The organism is Rhodococcus sp. NPDC060084 (genome assembly GCF_042730335.1).
Classification (GTDB): domain Bacteria; phylum Actinomycetota; class Actinomycetes; order Mycobacteriales; family Mycobacteriaceae; genus Rhodococcus.
Genome location: NZ_JBHWWX010000029.1, coordinates 36,028 through 54,190, shown reverse-complemented (window position 1 = coordinate 54,190; position 18,163 = coordinate 36,028). Strand labels below are relative to the sequence as shown.

Annotated in this window: 15 protein-coding genes and 2 tRNA genes; 5 read left to right on the top strand and 12 right to left on the bottom strand. The window is 67.7% G+C overall.

Translation table 11 applies throughout. From position 1 onward, the window contains the following. Positions 1-47 precede the first annotated feature (47 nt). Positions 48-1,430 (bottom strand): trigger factor, encoded by a 1,383-nt coding sequence (gene tig, locus ACFWBU_RS15285; RefSeq protein WP_169620474.1) that lies wholly within the window; start codon positions 1,428-1,430, stop codon positions 48-50. 74 nt (positions 1,431-1,504) lie between these two features. Continuing rightward, positions 1,505-1,581 (bottom strand) — tRNA-Pro (locus ACFWBU_RS15280). 140 nt (positions 1,582-1,721) lie between these two features. Between ACFWBU_RS15280 and ACFWBU_RS15275 the strand changes: the two genes are divergently transcribed. Beyond that, positions 1,722-1,795 (top strand) — tRNA-Gly (locus ACFWBU_RS15275). A gap of 155 nt (positions 1,796-1,950) precedes the next feature. After that, positions 1,951-3,138, top strand: a complete 1,188-nt coding sequence (locus ACFWBU_RS15270) for a wax ester/triacylglycerol synthase domain-containing protein (RefSeq protein ID WP_378528654.1) — start codon at positions 1,951-1,953, stop codon at positions 3,136-3,138. Here the strand turns inward: ACFWBU_RS15270 and ACFWBU_RS15265 are convergent. The 3 genes from ACFWBU_RS15265 to ACFWBU_RS15255 form a co-directional block, all read right to left on the bottom strand. Next, positions 3,126-3,923 carry an Fpg/Nei family DNA glycosylase gene (locus ACFWBU_RS15265; RefSeq protein WP_378528653.1) on the bottom strand — a complete coding sequence of 266 codons (798 nt, stop codon included), beginning with the start codon at positions 3,921-3,923 and terminating at the stop codon, positions 3,126-3,128. The two genes, ACFWBU_RS15270 and ACFWBU_RS15265, sit on opposite strands and share 13 nt — an antisense overlap. 3 nt (positions 3,924-3,926) lie before the next feature. Further along, positions 3,927-4,406 (bottom strand): ribose-5-phosphate isomerase, encoded by a 480-nt coding sequence (locus ACFWBU_RS15260; protein ID WP_169653216.1) that lies wholly within the window; start codon positions 4,404-4,406, stop codon positions 3,927-3,929. 119 nt (positions 4,407-4,525) lie between these two features. Further along, on the bottom strand, positions 4,526-5,152 hold the full coding sequence (locus ACFWBU_RS15255; RefSeq protein WP_169620470.1) for a DsbA family protein: 627 nt from the start codon (positions 5,150-5,152) through the stop codon (positions 4,526-4,528). 184 nt (positions 5,153-5,336) lie between these two features. Here ACFWBU_RS15255 and pepN point away from each other — a divergent pair, with 184 nt between their 5' ends. Continuing rightward, the gene (gene pepN, locus ACFWBU_RS15250; RefSeq protein ID WP_378528652.1) at positions 5,337-7,919 is read left to right on the top strand and encodes an aminopeptidase N; all 2,583 of its coding nucleotides are present in this window, start codon (positions 5,337-5,339) and stop codon (positions 7,917-7,919) included. 144 nt (positions 7,920-8,063) lie between these two features. Here the strand turns inward: pepN and ACFWBU_RS15245 are convergent, their stop codons facing one another. The 3 genes from ACFWBU_RS15245 to ACFWBU_RS15235 form a co-directional block, all read right to left on the bottom strand. Next, entirely contained in the window at positions 8,064-8,537 is a 474-nt protein-coding gene (locus ACFWBU_RS15245) for a DUF5130 family protein (RefSeq protein WP_169653214.1), read from the bottom strand. Then, entirely contained in the window at positions 8,524-8,790 is a 267-nt protein-coding gene (locus tag ACFWBU_RS15240) for a hypothetical protein (protein ID WP_169620467.1), read from the bottom strand. The genes ACFWBU_RS15245 and ACFWBU_RS15240 overlap by 14 nt, the downstream gene beginning before the upstream one ends. A gap of 63 nt (positions 8,791-8,853) precedes the next feature. After that, positions 8,854-9,480: an HNH endonuclease gene (locus ACFWBU_RS15235; RefSeq protein ID WP_169620466.1), complete on the bottom strand. Its 627-nt coding sequence runs from the start codon at positions 9,478-9,480 to the stop codon at positions 8,854-8,856. 184 nt (positions 9,481-9,664) lie between these two features. On the opposite strand from ACFWBU_RS15235, the gene ACFWBU_RS15230 reads away from it, so the two are divergent. Beyond that, on the top strand, positions 9,665-10,057 hold the full coding sequence (locus ACFWBU_RS15230) for a globin (protein WP_169620465.1): 393 nt from the start codon (positions 9,665-9,667) through the stop codon (positions 10,055-10,057). A gap of 18 nt (positions 10,058-10,075) precedes the next feature. Here the strand turns inward: ACFWBU_RS15230 and ACFWBU_RS15225 are convergent, their stop codons facing one another. Next, entirely contained in the window at positions 10,076-10,498 is a 423-nt protein-coding gene (locus ACFWBU_RS15225; protein WP_169620464.1) for a cupin domain-containing protein, read from the bottom strand. Positions 10,499-10,580: 82 nt separating this feature from the next. Between ACFWBU_RS15225 and ACFWBU_RS15220 the strand changes: the two genes are divergently transcribed. Next, on the top strand, positions 10,581-12,197 hold the full coding sequence (locus ACFWBU_RS15220; protein WP_169620463.1) for a glycoside hydrolase family 13 protein: 1,617 nt from the start codon (positions 10,581-10,583) through the stop codon (positions 12,195-12,197). A gap of 5 nt (positions 12,198-12,202) precedes the next feature. Here the strand turns inward: ACFWBU_RS15220 and ACFWBU_RS15215 are convergent, their stop codons facing one another. The 3 genes from ACFWBU_RS15215 to ACFWBU_RS15205 are packed head-to-tail and all read right to left on the bottom strand — an operon-like array spanning position 12,203 to position 18,083. Next, positions 12,203-12,901 carry a hypothetical protein gene (locus tag ACFWBU_RS15215; protein WP_169620462.1) on the bottom strand — a complete coding sequence of 233 codons (699 nt, stop codon included), beginning with the start codon at positions 12,899-12,901 and terminating at the stop codon, positions 12,203-12,205. Continuing rightward, the gene (locus ACFWBU_RS15210; RefSeq protein WP_169620461.1) at positions 12,894-13,328 is read right to left on the bottom strand and encodes a thioesterase family protein; all 435 of its coding nucleotides are present in this window, start codon (positions 13,326-13,328) and stop codon (positions 12,894-12,896) included. Before ACFWBU_RS15210 ends, ACFWBU_RS15215 begins: the two co-directional genes overlap by 8 nt. Positions 13,329-13,331: 3 nt before the next feature. Further along, the gene (locus tag ACFWBU_RS15205) at positions 13,332-18,083 is read right to left on the bottom strand and encodes an NAD-glutamate dehydrogenase (protein ID WP_378528657.1); all 4,752 of its coding nucleotides are present in this window, start codon (positions 18,081-18,083) and stop codon (positions 13,332-13,334) included. Positions 18,084-18,163 lie beyond the last annotated feature (80 nt).

The following is an 18,163-nucleotide window of genomic DNA, read 5'->3' as shown; positions in this document are numbered from 1 at the left end:
GGATGCCCGGTGCCGCCCCTCTTCGCTCAAAGCGGAAAAAAAACCGACTACTCGGAGGCCGAATCCTCGGTGCTCTCGGCAGCCGAATCCTCGGCATCCGCGTCGTCCTTCTTGGTGCCGAACAGCTCGCTCGTGTCGACCGACGCACCGGTGGTGTCGGTGACGGTCACGCGATCGACCACCGAGCCGAGCGCCTTGCCGCGACGCACGTCGGCGAAAACCGCGCCGAGCTGGTTGGCCTGGCTGATCTGCTGAATGAACTGCTCGGGCGGGATGCCGTAGCGCTGCGCCTGGAAGAAGATCCGCTCGGTCAGCTCCTGCTGCTCGACGGTGGTGCCCTCTGCCTCGGCGATCGCGTCCAGCAGCAGCTGGGTCTTCACGGAACGCTCGGCCGACTCGCGAGCCTCCTTGTCGAACTCCTCACGGCTCGAACCCTGAGCCTCGAGCAGCTTGTCGAGCTGGGCTTCGTCGTGATCGAGCTCGTGGATCGCGTCGTGGACCGCGCTGTCGACCTCGGCCTGGACGACCGCGTCGGGGAGCGGGATCTCGACGGTGTCGAGGAGAACCTCGAGGACCTTGTCGCGGATCTGGCCGGCCTGCTCGACCTTCTTGACGCGCTCGACGCGCTCACGCAGGTCGGCGGTCAGCTCGTCGATGGTGTCGAACTCGCTCGCGAGCTGCGCGAAGTCGTCGTCGGCCTCGGGGAGCTCGCGCTCCTTGACCGAGTTCACCTTGACGGTGACGACCGCTTCCTTGCCGGCGAACTCGCCCGCCAGGAGGGTGGAGTTGAAGTCCTTCGACTCACCGGCGGAGGTGCCGATGATCGCGTCGTCGAGTCCGTCGATGAGCTGTCCGGAACCGACCTCGTGGGACAGACCCTCGGTGGCGGCCTCGGTGACCTCTTCACCGTCGACGGTCGCCGACAGGTCGATGGAGACGAAGTCGCCGTTCTGCACGGGACGTTCGACGCCCTTGAGGGTGCCGAAGCGCTGACGCAGCGACAGCAGCTGCTCCTCGATGTCCTCGTCCGTGATCTCGACGGGGTCGACGGTGACGGCGATCTCGGAGAAGTCCGGCAGGGTGATCTCGGGACGCACGTCGACCTCGGCGTTGAAGACGAGCTCCACGTTGTCCTCGAGCTTGGTCACGTCGATCTCGGGCTGGCCCAGGACCTTGACCTCGTTGCTGGTCACAGCCTCGTTGTAGCGGGACTGGATGGCGTCGTTGACGACCTGCTCGAGCACGGCGCCGCGTCCGACACGGGCCTCGAGGATCTTGCGGGGCGCCTTGCCCGGACGGAAGCCCGGGATGCGCACCTGTCCTGCGAGGGACTGGAAGGCGCGGTCGAAATCAGGCTGGAGTTCCTCGAAGGGCACCTCAACGTTGATACGGACTCGCGTCGGGCTCAGCTGCTCGACGGTGCTCTTCACGGGACATGCTCCTTCTGTCGTGCTGTCTGGTCGGTCGTTCGTGTCACTACTGAGCGCGCTGACGCCGTTCGATCTGGTCGGGATGACAGGATTCGAACCTGCGACCCTCCGCTCCCAAAGCGGATGCGCTACCAAGCTGCGCCACATCCCGTCACCGGCTACCCCTAGAGCATCCCTGGGGACCCGCAGCAGAATCCTACGGCCCCCCGATTATGAAATCCAAAGCGAGGTTCGGTACAGTCTCATCCTGCACGGAGCGGACACCGCGGAAACGGTGAAAGCAACGGCAACGGGGATGTAGCTCAATGGTAGAGCCCCAGTCTTCCAAACTGGCTACGCGGGTTCGATTCCCGTCATCCCCTCCAGGGCAAACGTCCGCCGACCACCAGGTCGGCGGACGTTTTGTCGTTTCCGTCCCGGTCTGCGCGCCGGCGACGGCGGATCACCGTTTCGACTCGAATCCGCGATGCGCCACACAAGATCGGTGTCGCGGGCCGGATCGTGTGAGAGCGTCCCCACTGTGACCGACCGACCCGACCGCGACGGAACCACCGTTCCCGTGCCGCGTTCGGTCGTCGTGGCGGTCGTCGCCCTCGACGCCGTTCCGGACTGGGATCGCGTCACCGGCATGCTGGCACCGGGAAATCACGAGGCGCCGAGCTTCCGGCACCGGGTCGTCGACGTGCCGTTCGGGCTCGAAGCTCCGCGATGGGCCGGCGACCCCGATTCCGATCCGCCGTGGCACCTCGACCGGGTGTCCTTACCCCCGCACGCCACGTTCGCCGACGTACTCGACTTCGCGGGCACCGCTCCCCCGACACCGGCCGTGCGGCACCCTCTGTGGGGGCTGACACTGCTCGACGGACTGACGGGCGGGCGGTCTGCCCTGGTGATCCGATTGCATCACCTCGCGGCCCCCGACGACACGGGCGATCCCGTCCGGTCGTGGGCACGCTCGGCCACACGCGGACTGGCCCGCACTGCGACTTCCGTCGTGAAGACTCTTCTGGGAGAACCCGCAGACACCCCGGATGGGCGCCCGGCGTCCGACCACTCCTCTCACCGGCACTTGCCGTACCGGCTTCATGTGGTCGACGTTCCGCTCGCAGACCTCCGGGTCGCAACCGACCGGTCGAACTGCGGACTCGAGAGCGGCTTCGCCGCCGCGATGCTGCTCGCGTGCGCTGCATACCAGCACCGCCAGGGGCGTAAGGCCGACAACCTGCGCGCCGCAATTCCGGTGTCCACGAGCCACCCCGTCACGGTCGAGTTGCTCGACAGTGCTTCGAACCCGGAAGAACTGATGCGCCGGATCGAGACGGATCGCACCAGTTTTCCCGACGGCGCGGACTCACGTCCCGCGGGTGGCCGGGGATTGCGCGGAGAACCGGTGACCACACTGTCGAACAGCGAGGCGCTCTTCGGCGCGCACGACGTACTGACCGCCACCCTCCCCGGGTCGAGCGCGCCGCTCTACATCGGTGGCGCGAAAGTCGAGCGGTATTACGGTTTCGGCCCGACGCACGGCGCCGCGTTCAACGCGACGCTCATGTCGTACCGGGCGGGATGCGGGATCGGGGTCACCGTCGATCCCGTCGCGGTGCCGGATCGGGACGTGTTCGACGAATGCCTACGCATCGGAGTCGACGCTGTCGTCGGCTCGGCCGGCGATCCCGGCGTCGACCCGGCCGCTGGTCAGTCCGGCTGACACGTCGGGCACCAGAAGAGGTTCCGCGCACCCATCACCTTGTGCAGCACCGGGGTCCCGCACACACGACAGGGCTCACCGGTACGGCGGTACACGTACGTGCGGGGACGGTCCTTCGCATAGGAGGGCATCCCGTCGTCGTGTTCGGTGCGGACGACGTGCATTCGCCCGCGCTGCGCCCCCACTTCCATGAGTTCGACGAGATCGCTCCACAGCGCATCGAATTCGTCGCGTGTGAGATCGCGTCCGGGCCGACCGGGATGAATGTTGTGGCGGAACAACACTTCCGCGCGATAGACGTTGCCGACCCCGGCGATCACGGATTGATCCATCAGCAGCGAGCCGATCTGGCTGCGGGAGCGGCTCATTCGTGTCCACACCCGCTCCGCGTCGGCGTCCGGACGCAGCGGATCCGGTCCGAGGCGCGCCTCGATCGCGTCGACCTCACCCTCGGTGAGCACCTCGCACGCCGCAGGACCGCGCAGGTCGCTGCCGTGACGAGCACCGATCATCCGCATGCGGACCTGCCCCACCGGTTCGCCCAGCGGCAACTCCGTGTCGGTGAAGGCTCCGTAGATACCGAGGTGGACATGCACCGCGAGGCCACCGTCGTAATGATGGAACAGATGCTTGCCCCACGCGTCGACGTGGACGAGGACCCGCCCGTCGACTGCCCGGGCACCGTCCTCGAAGCGTCCCTGGGGACTGGACACCCGCACCGGCGCACCCGAATACCACTCGGTGTGCAACCGGGCGAGCCGGTGCAGGATATGTCCTTCGGGCACAGGTCAGTTCGATGTGCCCGGCACGGCCGGAGCCACACCGGTCTTCTCGTACTCGGCAAGAATGTCGATGCGACGCTGGTGACGTTCCTCGTTCGACCACTCGGCCGCGAGGAAGGCATCCACGATCGCGAGGGTTTCCTCGAGCGTGTGCATCCGGCCGCCGATGCCGATCAGCTGAGCATTGTTGTGTTCGCGGGCGAGGGTGGCGGTCTCGACGCTCCACGCCAGCGCGCACCGCGCGCCCGGGACCTTGTTCGCCGCGATCTGCTCGCCGTTCCCGCTGCCACCGAGCACCAGTCCGAGGCTTCCCTCGTCCGCAACGGTGCGACGGGCGGCCTCGATGCAGAACGCCGGGTAGTCGTCCTGAGCGTCGTACTCGAAGGCGCCGCAGTCGATCGCCTCGTGGCCGTTCGCGGTCAGGTGTTCGATGATCTGATTCTTACGTTCGAAACCGGCATGGTCGGCTCCCAGGTACACGCGCATGAGCAGAGTCTAACGAGTCCCCGGTGTGCGGACCGACGCCCTGCCCGGATGTGCCCGAAGACGCCGCGCCCGGTGCTTCGAACGCGTCTCGCGTCCGAAGCACCGGGCAGGCTCGGACCTCAGTCGAACGTCGGGTCCTCGTTGCGGCTGCGCTTGAGCTCGAAGAAGTGCGGGTACGACGCGAGTGCGACGACGCCGTCCCACACGGTGCCGGCTTCTTCACCGCGCGGAATCTTCGACAACACCGGTCCGAAGAACGCGATGCCGTTGACGTGAATGGTCGGCGTTCCCACGTCCTGGCCCACGGCGTCCATTCCCGCGGCGTGACTCGCACGCAGCGCCGTGTCGTACTCGGTGCTGGTCGCGGCGTCGGCCAGCGACGGATCGAGGTCGAGTTCCGCGAGCGCGCCGGCGACGACGTCGTCGAGGTTCTCGTTGCCCTCGTTGTGGATCCGGGTGCCCATCGCGGTGTAGAGCGGCGAGAGGATGTCGTCGCCGTACTTCTGTGCCGCGGCGATGGCGACACGCACGGGACCCCATGCGTCCTTCATGCGTTCGGCGTACTCCTCCGGGAGATCGCGGCCCTCGTTGAGCACTGCCAGGCTCATCACGTGGAAGCGTGCCTCGATGTCGCGCACCTTCGTGACCTCGAGAATCCAGCGTGAGGTCACCCAGCACCACGGGCACAGCGGGTCGAACCAGAAATCGGCGGTGTCCTTGCCGGTGGGGGTGGTCGAGTCGCTCACGAAGGTCTCCTCAGGATGGTCCGAACCCGGCGGTTGCCGCGATACGCCGTCCAACAGTCTGTCGGGCCGTATTCTTCCCCGCCCTGTCCGCACGGGCGACGTTCCGACGTCCCGACCATGGCGCTACCCCGATCATGATGGGATGGATGCCTGCCGACATCCCGTCGTGAAAAGGAGCTCTTCTGTGGCACCACCCAATCTCACCCGCGAGCAGGCCGCCGAGCGCGCCGCCGTGTTGTCCGTCGACAACTACAGCATCGAGCTCGATCTGACGGACGGAGCCGGAGCACCCGGCACCACGACGTTCCGCTCTCTCACCACCGTGCGCTTCGACGCGACCGAAGGTGCGTCGACGTTCATCGACCTCATCGCGAAATCGGTCACCTCGGCCACCCTCAACGGCGCCCCGGTCGACGTGTCCGGCTACACCGAGGACACCGGGATCGCCCTGACGGGCCTGGCGGCACGGAACGAACTCGTCGTCGACGCCGAGTGCCTCTACACCAACACCGGCGAGGGTCTGCACCGATTCGTCGACCCCACCGACGACGCGGTGTACCTCTACTCCCAGTTCGAGACCGCCGACGCGAAGCGGATGTTCGCGTGCTTCGATCAGCCCGATCTCAAGGCGACGTTCGACGTCTCCGTGACCGCGCCCGAGAGCTGGAAGGTCATCTCCAACGGTGCGGAGGTGCAGACGGCGGCCGCGCAACCGGGGCAGCACATCTTCCGGACGACACCGCGCATGAGCACCTACCTCGTCGCGCTGATCGCCGGTCCGTACGCGCAGTGGACGGACGAGTACAGCGACGCGCACGGCACCATCCCGCTGGGCCTCTACTGCCGCGCGTCGCTCGCGGAACACATGGATGCCGACCGCCTCTTCACCGAAACCAAGCAGGGTTTCGGTTTCTACCACGACAACTTCGGTGTGCCGTACGCGTTCGGCAAGTACGACCAGCTGTTCGTGCCCGAGTTCAACGCCGGCGCAATGGAGAACGCGGGGGCGGTGACATTCCTCGAGGATTACGTCTTCCGCTCCAAGGTGACCCGGTACTCGTACGAACGCCGCGCCGAGACGGTGCTGCACGAGATGGCACACATGTGGTTCGGCGACCTCGTCACCATGCGGTGGTGGGACGACCTGTGGCTCAACGAGTCCTTCGCGACTTTCGCGTCGGTGCTGTGCCAGGCGTCGGCAACCGAGTACACCAACGCGTGGACGACCTTCGCGAACGTCGAGAAGTCGTGGGCGTACCGGCAGGATCAGCTGCCGTCCACGCATCCGATCGCCGCGGACATCCCCGACCTCGCCGCCGTGGAGGTCAACTTCGACGGCATCACCTACGCCAAGGGCGCGTCGGTGCTCAAGCAACTCGTCGCCTATGTGGGGCAGGAACCGTTCCTCGCGGGGCTGCGCGACTACTTCCGCGAGCACGCGTACGGCAACGCCACTTTCGACGACCTGCTCGCTGCTCTCGAGAAGTCCTCCGGACGCGACCTGTCCGGGTGGGGAGCGCAGTGGCTCAAGACCACCGGGCTGAACATCATGCGACCCGATTTCGAGGTCGCCGCCGACGGCACGTTCACCCGCTTCGCGGTGGTTCAGGAAGGCGCCCTGCCCGGCGCCGGTGAACTGCGGGTCCATCGTCTGGCGATCGGTGTGTACGACGACGACGGCTCGGGCAAGCTCGTCCGGACCCACCGCGTCGAGATCGATGTCGACGCGGCCGAGCGCACCGACGTCCCCGAACTGGTGGGAGTGCCCCGCGGCAAGTTCGTGCTCGTCAACGACGACGACCTGACGTACTGCTCGGTGCGCCTCGACGACGAGTCGCTCTCGACGGTCCTCGAGCGCATCGGCGACATCACCGACTCGTTGCCGCGCACCCTCGTGTGGTCGGCCGCGTGGGAGATGACCCGGCAGGCGGAACTGAAGGCTCGGGACTTCGTCGCACTCGTGCAGCGCGGCATCGCCGCCGAAACCGAAGTGGGCGTCGTGCAGCGTCTGCTGATGCAAGCGGCCACCGCACTGGCAAGCTACTCGGAGCCGTCGTGGGCGAACGAGCGAGGCTGGCCCGACTTCGCGAACCGGCTGCTCGAGCTTGCCCGCGAGGCCGAGGCGGGATCGGATCACCAGCTCGCGTTCGTCAATGCGCTGAGCAGCGCGCAACTGTCGCCGTGGCACACCGAAGTACTGACCGAACTGCTCGACGCAGACCCGGCGTCGGTGGGACTGGACGGACTCGTCGTCGACACGGACCTGCGCTGGCGCATCGTCCACGCGCTCGCCGCGGCGGGCGAGATCGACAGTGACGGGGTCGAGTCGCCGTTCATCGACGCGGAGGCCCGCCGCGACGCCACTGCGGCAGGCGCCCGCCAGGCAGCTGCGGCACGCGCCGCCCGGCCACAGGCGGAAGTGAAGGAACAGGTCTGGGAGACCGTCGTGCACGACGACACCGTCCCCAACGTCACCGCCCGAGCCGTCATCGGCGGGTTCGCGCCGCTGGGTCAGAGCGACTTGCTCGCACCGTATGTCGCACGGTACTTCGCCGAGGTTCCGCAGGTGTGGGGGCGGCGCTCGAGCGAGGTCGCGCAGACGGTAGTGGTGGGTCTGTACCCGTCGTGGGCCGTCACCGAGGATGCGGTGGCAGCGGCCGACGACTTCCTCGCCGGGGAGCATCCGCCGGCGCTGCGCCGGCTCATCGTCGAGGGCCGCGCCGGGATCGTCCGGTCGCTGAAGGCACGCTCGTTCGACGCGTCGTGATCTCACACGGCATGTGAAACGCCTGTGGCCCGGTGCCGCACCCGGTCGTCGGACCGAGCGCGGCACCGGGCCACGGTGGCGGAGCGCAGAGACGGCAGGGTCGCCGGCGCCGCGAGACCGCCGAAACTACAGAAGCATCGAGACCTACGGTGCGATGATCGCGTTGGCCATCACGCGGACGGCACTGGTGATGCCGTCGAGCAGGTTCCCCTGGCCGAAGGACGCCAGCGCGGCGGTGACGCCGAGTTGCAGGACGCGATCCGTCGCGCGGGCGGAAGCCTCGCGTCCGGAACGGATCTCGATGGCCCGCTGATTGGGGTACACGGCGATCAGCACCGAGTTCTCCGCGTCGGGGGTCGCCGGCAGCAGCGCGTCGGTCTCGGCAGCCGGGTTCACGGCATCACCGATGTACACGGAGAACCGCACGTGGGTTGCCCGGATGGCATCGGTCAGCGTGTCGTCGAGCCGGATGAGGTCGCTGTCCTTGAACGGCGGTCCGGCGAACGGCTCGCCGAGCGGGCGAGCGCTCGAAATTCGGCCGCTCGTCGTGAGTGCCGCGCCGTACGGAAGAGTCTCCTGGGAACGGGCGGGAGTGTGGATCACGTCACCACTTGCCACTTGCGGTACCTCCGATCAGATCCGCCGGGTTACCGACGACATGTCCGTGATGGGCGTGATGCCCGGGGCGCGTCACTTCGTCCGTGGCGGTCCACAGCACCGGCTCGTACTCCCACTTCTGGCCGAGGGTGTACGCGGTATCGGACGGAACGGGGCCCGGGTATCGCTGCCCGGTCAGGGACAGACCGGCGAAGACCAAGATGATCAGCAGCGGAATGCCGACGAAGATCAGGGTTGTCTCGAGAATGCTCACACGCAAACGGTAGCCCAGGCACCCGGGAAAGGCCGCATACGCCCCTGATTCCGTACCGTGCCGTCAGGCGGCGCCCTCTCCCAGGTACGGCAGCCAGGTGGGGTGCAACTCCGGGAGGGTGGCGAGCAGGCGCCAGTGCCTGCCCTTCGGCGGGGTGAGAACGGCGCGCATCGTCCACCCGAGTTCGGCGAGCATCTTGTCTGCCTTCTTGTGGTTGCAGGGCGCGCAGCACGCGACGCAGTTCTCCCAGCTGTGCTCGCCTCCGCGACTGCGAGGCACCACGTGGTCGATCGTCTCGGCTTTCGCGCCGCAATATGCGCAGCGGTTTCCGTCGCGGTGCATGAGCGCCGCGCGGGTCATGGGTACCCGGGCGTGATAGGGCACCCGGACGTAACTGCGCAGGCGGATCACCGAAGGCAACTGCACCGACCATTCCGCTGAGCGGACGAACGGCGCGTGCGGGTCGTCGTGGACGGTATCGGCCTTACCACCGGTCATGAGAATGACGGCGCGCCGGGCCGGCAGCGCCGTGAGAGGTTCGTAGGTGGCATTGAGCAGCAGCACCCGTCGTTTGACCCAGTCGGGCACCGCCGTGCTGTCGCGCACCACGCGCAGGGTGTTGGCCCCCGGCGCCCCCATCGGGGCATCCGCGGGCGGGAGTTGTCGATGTGCGCTGCTGCGGTGCTTCATACGACCTCCGGAAGACTGGAAACAGTGCATCACGGATGGTCCCGAATCGCACCCCGAATCGGGCGACAGATCGAGGTCAGACGGGTGAACTTCCGGTGCGGGCACGCCGGGTGGGCGGTCCGCTGGGGATGCACCATGGGAACGGGCACAATGGACACCCGAGAGGGATGGTGAGCAGAAACCGATGAGTGACGAGCAGACCTTCTACGACGCAGTGGGCGGCGCCGAGACGTTTCGTAAGATCACGGCGCGCTTCTACGAAGAGGTGGCCGCGGACGAGATCGTCCGTCCGCTGTACCCCGAGGAAGATCTCGGCCCGGCCGAGCGGCGCATGCGCATGTTTCTCGAGCAGTACTGGGGCGGGCCGCACACCTACTCCGACGAACGCGGCCACCCGCGCCTGCGCATGCGGCACCACCCGTTCCGCATCGGACCGCTCGAGCGCGACGCGTGGCTGCGCTGTATGCACACCGCGATCGCCTCGATCGACGAGGAGACCCTCGACGACGCCCACCGCCGCCAGTTGCTCGACTACATGAACATGGCAGCCGACTCGATGATGAATTCGGCCGTGTGACGCCGTCCCGGGAACGGGTCAGCCCCTCCGCACGAGCGACCTGAGCTTTCCGGCGACGCGGAATCCGAAGATCAGCGGTGCGGGCATCACCCGATGCAGAATCGCATGTTTGCGGACGTACTCGGGAACCTCCCAGAGCGCGGACGTGCCGGCCCGGAACAGGGCCGCGTCCCCGGCACGGAGGATCCGCGGATCGGCGTCGTCGGAACTGACGATCACCGAACCTTCCACGATGTGGACGATCTCGTCGGCGCCGAAGTGCCATGTGAAACGGCCCGCCGTGCAGTCCCACACATGGGTGGTGGTGGTCAGGTCGCTCCCTGTCGACCATTGACCGCTGCGGGCCACCGGCGTCCCGTCGTGGATCCAGTCCGGGTCGATCGGATCTTCGTGAAGTTCCACGTCGTCGAGGGAGACAGCGACGATCGGCGTCCAATTCATGAGGATTGTCCTATCACGTGTGCGCGGTCACAGGAATTCGCTGCCACGGTTCGACCTGTCCACGCAGCGCGCATCTGTCACGATGACTCCCGTGGCCCGCCCCAGCGATGCGCCGACCGACGGTCCCGTCCCCGCGCGGGCCTGGTGGCGCGATGCCGTCTTCTACCAGGTGTATCCGCGGTCGTTCGCCGACTCGGACGGAGACGGGGTCGGCGATCTCGCCGGGATCCGCAGCCACCTCTGGTACCTCGAACTCCTCGGAGTCGACGCGCTCTGGCTCAATCCCGTGATGCGGTCGCCGATGGCGGATCACGGGTACGACGTATCCGACCCCCGCGACATCGACCCTCTCTTCGGTGACATCGCCGCCTTCGACGCGTTGGTCGGCGAGGCGCACGCGCGGGGCATTCGTGTCGTGATGGACCTCGTGCCGAACCATGTCAGCAGCGAACATCCCTGGTTCCACGAGGCACTCGCCTCGCCACCGGGAAGCGCGGAACGCAACCGTTTCCATTTCCGGGACGGTCGCGGACCGGGCGGCGACGAGCCGCCGAACAACTGGCCCAGCATCTTCGGAGGTCCGGCCTGGACCCGGGTCACCGAGCCCGACGGCACCCCGGGCCAGTGGTACCTGCACGTGTTCGCCTCGCAGCAACCCGATCTGAACTGGGCCGACCCGGATGTCGGCGAGGACCTCGAGAAGACTCTCCGGTTCTGGCTGCACGACCGGCACGTGGACGGGTTCCGCATCGACGTCGCGCACGGCATGGCCAAGCCCGCAGACCTGGCCGACCACGACGGCTGGGAGGAGAACGAACTCCTCGGACATGCCGCGTCCGATCCCCGCTTCGACAATCCCGAAGTCCATGCCATCCACCGGGCTATCCGGGAAGTGCTCGACGAGTATCCGCATGCGGTGACGATCGGTGAGATCTGGGTCAGCGATCACGAGCGGTTCTCCGCCTATCTGCGGCCGGACGAGTTGCACCTCGGTTTCGAGTTCCACCTGACTCTCGCGGGCTGGGATGCGAACGAGATCAAGGAAGCGATCGACAAGGGCTTCGCCGCTGTCGCCGGCACACCGGCGTCCCCGACCTGGACATTGTCGAACCACGACGTGGACCGGGAGGTGAGCCGCTACGGAGGCGGTGCGCGCGGCCTCGCCCGGGCCCGCGCCATGATCCTGGTGGAGTTGGCGCTACCGGGTGCGGCGTTCGTCTACAACGGAGCCGAACTCGGGCTACCGAACGTGGATCTCCCGGACGAGGTGCTGCAGGACCCGGTGTGGGAACGCTCGGGGCGCACCGACCGTGGCCGGGACGGATGCCGCGTCCCTCTGCCGTGGGAGGGCACGGCCCCTCCGTTCGGATTCACCGGCGCGTCGCAGTCGTGGCTGCCCCAGCCCGAGAACTGGGCCGCGCTCACCGTCGAAGCGCAGCTCGCCGACACGGGATCGACACTGTCGCTGTACCGGCGCGCCATCGAGCTGCGGCACGAACGTCCGGAGATCTCCGGCGACGACATCGGCTGGTACGGCAGCCCGCCCGGCTGTCTCGCGTTCCGGCGTACCGGCGGAGTGACGTGTGTGCTCAACGCCGGCACGGAGCCGGTCGTGCTCCCGCCGGGCACGGTGCTGTTGTCCAGCACACCGATCGCGGGCCGGCATCTCCCGCCCGACAGTGCCGCCTGGCTCGTCTGACCGGGCTACACCACACTCAGACCGAGACCACCGGTCCGGCGCAGATGGACGGACCCGTACCGTGCATCGAGGCGCAGCCACGTCGGGGAGGCGCGAACCCGGACCACCTCGGCGGGATCGATGCCCTCGACATCGCCGGAGTCCCGGCCCGAGGTGGGGACGAATCCCATTGCGCCCAGCGCGAAGACCATCCGCATGGGCACCCCCACCGTCGTGTCACCGCCGCTCACTTCCAGTACTTCCTGCGCGAGCAGCGACGCCGGAGGTCCTTGCGCGCCCTGCTCGCGGGTCACGGTCACGCCGCGGTGGGCGAGTTCGACGAGCACGCGGGCAGGGACGTCGTCGACGTGCGTGTAGCCGCCCTCGGGGGGCAGCGCACCGCGCCAGGCCGAATCCATCGCCCATCCCGGGTCCACCTCGGGGTGCGGACCCGACGCCCCGACGAGCGCGGCGCGCAGGCCGTCGGCGGCGACGCACGTGTCGGCAGGATCGACGGTGCCGCGCACGACCCGCGACGCGAGGACCTCGAAGCCGGTCTGCGCCCACACGCCGAGCACACCGTCGCCCCGGCGGCGCAGGCGTACGACAGCCGCGTCGTCCATGCGCAGCACATGGGTGAGGAAGCTGGCGAGGTCGGTGCGCTCGGCGGGCCCGTCGAGACGTATCGCGCGTTCACCGCGGCCCCGGCCGGCTGTGTCAGTCACGCCGCCACCGCAGCAGGAACTCACGTTCGTGGTCGTCGAGCCGCCGCAGCCGCTGGGTGTCGATGTCGAACGCCGCAATCTGGGTGGAGGCGATCACGGCCGGTGCGGAGTCGGCCGGAGCGCCACCGGGACGCACCTCGTAACCGATGGTGAAGTCGACCGCCCGGACCTTCTCGGTCCACATCATGATGTCGAGCGGGCCGTCCGAGTGGCGGAGTTGCCGCCGGTACCGCACGTGGAGATCTGCGATCACGGCACCTTCGCGCAGGCTCTGGGTGGGCCGGCCGTCGGCGAAGAGCCACGGGATGCGCGCCTCTTCGAGCAACGTCACCATCCGCGCGTGGTTGATGTGCTGGAAGACATCCATGTCGGACCACCGCACCATCACCTCGGTGTGGAATCCGAACTGTTCCCCCGCGCTGCCCACTCGTTACCTCCGATCGGATGCGCCGGTGCGCACCATGCTTCTGATCTGACGTGCCGCCACCGACAGGACGGCGAGGTCCAGGTTCCCAGACGCGAAGATCTCCTCGAGCGCCGCCCTCGCACGCACGAGCCTCGACCCGTTGGACAACTCCCAGTCCTCGATCATCTCCGCGGTGGTCTCGCCCGGCTCCGCCCCGGCGAACACGTCGAGCACCAAGGCACTCAACGATCCGTACAGGTCGTCGCGTAATGCCAAGCGGGCGAGGGAGTGCCAGCGGTCTCCTCGTTCGAGGGCAGAGACCGCACTGAGAAGGCGGTCGATTCCGAGATGCGCGTCGAGTGCGTAGTACAGTTCCGCGACCTCCTCGTCGTCCCGCTCGACGATGTCCGCGACGTCGATGACATCGAGCAGCGCGAACTGCACGAGGAGGTAGTACACCGCATCCGTGGGTTCGGCCGGCGCACCCCGATCGAGCACGGGCCGGGTCCTGCGGGCGAAGTCTTCGACGTGATGCCCCCGCACCCATTCGCCGACCCGCGGGGCGAGTCGTGCGAAGCGGTCGCGATACCGGCTGATCTCCGCGCCCACCGCGAGGGGTTGCGGCCGTGTCGAGAGCAGCCGCCGCGACGCGCGGTCCAGGACCCGACGCGATTCGAGGAGCAGGTCGTCCTCGACGTCGGTGGGAAGCCGCTCGCTGCGGACCCGGTCCCAGATCGCGGGCAGCCCGAAGATCGCGGTGACCGCGGCGTATGCGCGGACCGCGTCGGTGCTCGACGCTCCGGTCTCCTCGGTCAGCCGGTACACGAAGGAGATGCCGCCGTTGTCGACGGTTTCGTTCGCGAGGATGGTCGCGACGATCTGCCGGCGGAGCGGGTGCGCCTTGATTGCGGTGGCGAACCGATCCCGGAGCGCGGGCGGGAAATAACCGGGCAGGCGCGACGCGAACGTGTCGCTGTCGGGCACGTCGGTGGCGAGAAGTTCCTCGACGAGGGCGAGCTTGACGTGGGCGAGCAGCTGGGACAACTCGGGCGAGGTGAGGCCCTCCCCCGCTGTGAACCGGCGTGCGATCTCGGCGTCGTCGGGTAACGCGTCGAGGCGACGGTCGAGTCCGTGCTCGGCTTCGAGCGCGCCGAGGAGCCGCTGGTGTACACCGAGCAGCGATGGCGCGGCCGCTCGCTCGAGACCCAGGACATTGTTCTGCCCGATGTTGTCGGCGAGCACGAGTTCCGCGACGTCGTCGGTCATGGAGGCGAGCAGCGGGTTACGGTCTTCGGTCCGGAGTTCGCCGGCGGTGACCACCGAGTCGAGCAGGATCTTGATGTTGACCTCGTGGTCGGAGCAGTCCACGCCCGCCGAGTTATCGATAGCGTCGGTGTTGATCTTTCCGCCGGTGCGGGCGTATTCGATACGCCCGAGTTGCGTCACTCCGAGATTGCCGCCTTCGCCGACCACCCGTGCCCGCACACTGTCGCCGTCGACGCGCACGGAGTCGTTGCTCTTGTCCCCGACGTCGGCGTGGGATTCCGAGCGCGCCTTGATGTAGGTGCCGATGCCGCCGTTCCACAGCAGGTCGACGGGTGCGCGCAGGATCGCCCGGATCAGTTCGGACGGGGTGAGTTCGGTGACGTCGTCGGGCAGGGTGAGCACCCGGCGGGCCTGTTCGCTGACCGGGATCGATTTGCGGGTGCGTTCCCACACTCCGCCGCCCTCGCCGATCAGTGCCGGGTCGTAGTCGGCCCACGACGAGCGGGGAAGCTCGAAGATCCGCCGTCGTTCGGCGAACGAGCGAGCCGCGTCGGGCTCCGGATCGAGGAAGATGTGGCGGTGGTCGAACGCGGCGACGAGCTGGATGTGCTCGCTGAGCAACATCCCGTTGCCGAACACGTCGCCGCTCATGTCACCGATACCGGCGACGGTGAAGTTCTCCGACTGCGTATCGAGTCCGCGCTCACGGAAGTGCCGCTTGACGCTCTCCCATGCGCCGCGCGCGGTGATGCCCATCTCCTTGTGGTCGTATCCGGCCGAGCCGCCGGATGCGAACGCGTCGCCGAGCCAGAAGCCGTAGTCGGCGGCGACCGAATTGGCCAGGTCGGAGAACGACGCGGTGCCCTTGTCGGCGGCCACCACGAGGTAGGTGTCGTCGGTGTCGTGGCGCACCACCCGTTCCGGTGGGATCACCGTGGTGCGCGACCGATCGAGGTTGTCGGTGACGTCGAGCAGCCCGGAGATGAACCGGTGGTAGCACTGTTCGCCGCGCTCACGGACGGCTCGACGATCGGCAGCGGCGTCGCCGGTGGGCTGCGGCGCGTGCTTGACGACGAATCCGCCTTTCGCCCCGACGGGAACGATGACGGCGTTCTTGACCGCCTGCGCCTTGACGAGCCCGAGAACCTCGGTGCGGTAATCCTCACGGCGGTCGGACCATCGGAGACCACCGCGGGCGACGGCGCCGTACCGCATGTGCACGCCCTCCACATCGGGTGCGTAGACGAAGATCTCGAACTTCGGTCGCGGCTGCGGGAGTTCGGCGATGCCGGCCGGATCGAGCTTCATCGACAGGACACGGCCGCGGGCGGAGTCGTCGTCCGCGGGGACGAAGTAGTTGGTGCGCAGGGTGGAGCGGATCAGCGAGAACAGTCCCCGCAGGATCCGGTCGGGGACCAGTCCTGTCACGGCCTCGATCTTCGACGTGAGCTCGCCGGAGATGCGTTCTTCACTCTCGGATTCGGCAACCTCCGGATCGAATCGTGCCTCGAACAGCCGGACCAGCAGGACCGTGATCTCGGGATAGTCGAGCAGTACGCCTTCGATGTTGTGCTGACTGTACGGAAAACCGGTCTGCCGCAGGTATTTCGCGTAGGCACGCAGCATGACCGCCTGACGCCACACCAGCCCGGCGCGCAACACCAGTTCGTTGAATCTGTCGGTTTCGGAGTCGCCGCGCCAGGCGACGACGAACATGTCGGTGAAACGGCCCGCGAGCGTCGGGTCGGAGTCCAGAGTGTCCGGCGAGAGATCGCCCGGAAGCCCGAGACCGAAATCGTAGATCCAGCAATCGATTCCGTCGGACCGTGGAACCCGGTACGGGCGCTCGTCGATAACCTGGACGCCGAGGCTCTGCAGCACCGGAAGCACCCGGCCGAGGGTGACCGGCTCGTCGCCGACGTACAGGGTGAAGCGCCACGCCCCGGGTGCTGCGCCGTCGGACCGGCAGAGCCGCGTCTCGATCTCACCGACCCGGAGACCCTCGAGCACCACCAGATCGGAGAGAGCGCGCTCCGACGGAAAATCCTCCTTGTACGCCTCGGGCACTGCGTCTGCGTATCGCTGCACCAGTGCGGCGTCGACGCGGGCATCGCCGGCGGCGGCCTCGGAAAGCCGATCGGTCCAGTTCCTGCTGGTCGCCGCGAGCAGCGCCTGGATCCGGATGCGGTTCTCGTCGGAGGTGTCGATCTCGTGCCGGCCGCGCCCGGGGAACCTGATCGTGACGTGCAGGAGAGCCAGCTCCCCCTCCGAGACCCGCGCGGTGTAGTCGAGGACTCCCCCGCCGTACTCGCTCAAGAGGATGTCCTGCATCGCGATGCGGACCTTCGTCGTGTACCGGTCGCGCGGCAGGTACACCAGGCACGACACGTACCGGCGGTGCGTGTCGACGCGTACGAACAACCGGACCTGCCTGCGGATGTCGACCACCGACGTGACGGTGTCGTAGAGGGTGGCGGTGTCCATCGAGAAGAGTTCGGCACGCGGGATGGTCTGCATGATCTCGAGCATCGCCTGACCGCTGTACGACGAAATGTCCACGTGGGCACGGGCGATCACGGCACGCACCCGGCGGGAGATGAGCGGGATGTCGAGGATGTTGTCGTTGAGCGCGGTCACTGTCAGCACTCCGAGGAAGCGGTGCTCACCGACCACGCGACCTTCCGCATCGAGGACTGCGATCCCCACGAAATACGGATAGACCGAGCGGTGCACGGTCGTCGGCAGCGCCCCCTGGGTGAGGACCAGCAACGGCCGCCGGTCGGGGTGCGCACCGGGCGGCAACTCGAGTGGATCGCTGTCGGGGCCCTCGGTGCGCAGGACCCCCAGTCCGCTGCCCCGGACGGGGCGCGCTCGCACCACGCCTGATCCATCGGTGTCGACGAACTCGTAGCGCCGGTAACCGAGCATGGTGAAATGCCCGCGGGCGAGCCAGCGCAACAGATCGGCGGTTTCGGCGAGAACGGTGGCGGTGTGCTGCGGCGGCGGAACGACCGCGAGCGCGTCGAGTGCACCGGCGAGTTCGCGCTGCAGGGCGAGCATCGGTTCGGTGTCGGAGACGACCTGCCGCACTTCGGCCAGCGCACGGCGGAGTCCGTCGTCGATCTCGTCGACTGTGGGTCCGTCGGCTCCGAGTGCGAACTGCACGTGCATCCACGACTCTGCGATCCGGTGCACCGGATCCTCGTCGTCGACCGACGGGTTTCCGGGCGAGAGGTCGCGCAGCAGTCCCGCGTCGTCGCGCAGTGCCGAGAACTCCGGGTGCACCACCGCATCGACACCCACTCCGAGGCGGGCGAAGAGTGCCAGGACGGCCTCGACGAGGAGGGGCATGTCGTCGGTGACGATCTGGGCGGTCGATCCCAGTGGGTCGTCTCCCGGCGGACGAACCCGGATCGCCGCCGTGCCCGGCGCACGCTCGCGTCCCAGTTCGAGATGGGCGGCGGCCACTGCTTCGGGTGCGCCGATTTCCTCGCCCGACTGCTCGTACATCTGCACGAGAGTCGCCACCAACGACGAATCCAGTTGCGACGCAGTTGAATCCGCCATTACTTCACTCCCTGACCTGCTTG

Coding starts and splice junctions, on each gene's coding strand:
- ACFWBU_RS15260 (WP_169653216.1), bottom strand. CDS start 4,406: ATGCGCGTGTACCTGGGAGCCGACCATGCCGGTTTCGAACGTAAGAAT.
- ACFWBU_RS15235 (WP_169620466.1), bottom strand. CDS start 9,480: ATGAAGCACCGCAGCAGCGCACATCGACAACTCCCGCCCGCGGATGCC.
- ACFWBU_RS15230 (WP_169620465.1), top strand. CDS start 9,665: ATGAGTGACGAGCAGACCTTCTACGACGCAGTGGGCGGCGCCGAGACG.
- ACFWBU_RS15225 (WP_169620464.1), bottom strand. CDS start 10,498: ATGAATTGGACGCCGATCGTCGCTGTCTCCCTCGACGACGTGGAACTT.
- ACFWBU_RS15220 (WP_169620463.1), top strand. CDS start 10,581: ATGACTCCCGTGGCCCGCCCCAGCGATGCGCCGACCGACGGTCCCGTC.
- ACFWBU_RS15205 (WP_378528657.1), bottom strand. CDS start 18,083: ATGTACGAGCAGTCGGGCGAGGAAATCGGCGCACCCGAAGCAGTGGCC.